The sequence below is a fragment of the Shewanella sp. T24-MNA-CIBAN-0130 genome (genome assembly GCF_040310185.1).
GTDB lineage: Bacteria > Pseudomonadota > Gammaproteobacteria > Enterobacterales > Shewanellaceae > Shewanella > Shewanella psychromarinicola.
In genome coordinates, this window is record NZ_JBEOPP010000261.1 from 1 (window position 1) to 279 (window position 279).

Genomic DNA, 279 nt, shown 5'->3' on the forward strand with positions numbered 1-279 from the left:
GCACAGAATCGGCGCACCAGCGGCCAACGCGTCACGCCCTGCCTTGCCGGCACCTTCGGAAAATTGCAGGCCGTCGATGGCCTCGACCATGCCGCACGCATGAATCACCCGCACCGCGAGTTTTTCCAAATCAGCCGGGATGCGGTCCAGGTTGGCTTCCGCGCGAATAATGGCGAAGGAGTTGCGATAGATCTCCTGACCGTCGCGGATGTAATCAATCATCGGTGTTGCTCCGTGGACGAGCGCGCAACAGGGCGCCCGCCGCTTCAATGGAAAGAG

Annotated in this window: 1 protein-coding gene; it reads right to left on the bottom strand. The window is 61.3% G+C overall.

All coding sequences use genetic code 11. The features are described from left to right. Positions 1-222: precorrin-8X methylmutase (locus AAEZ02_RS22315; RefSeq protein ID WP_351125207.1), on the bottom strand; the 222-nt coding region annotated here is incomplete at its 3' end. Between the last annotated feature and the right edge of the window lie 57 nt (positions 223-279).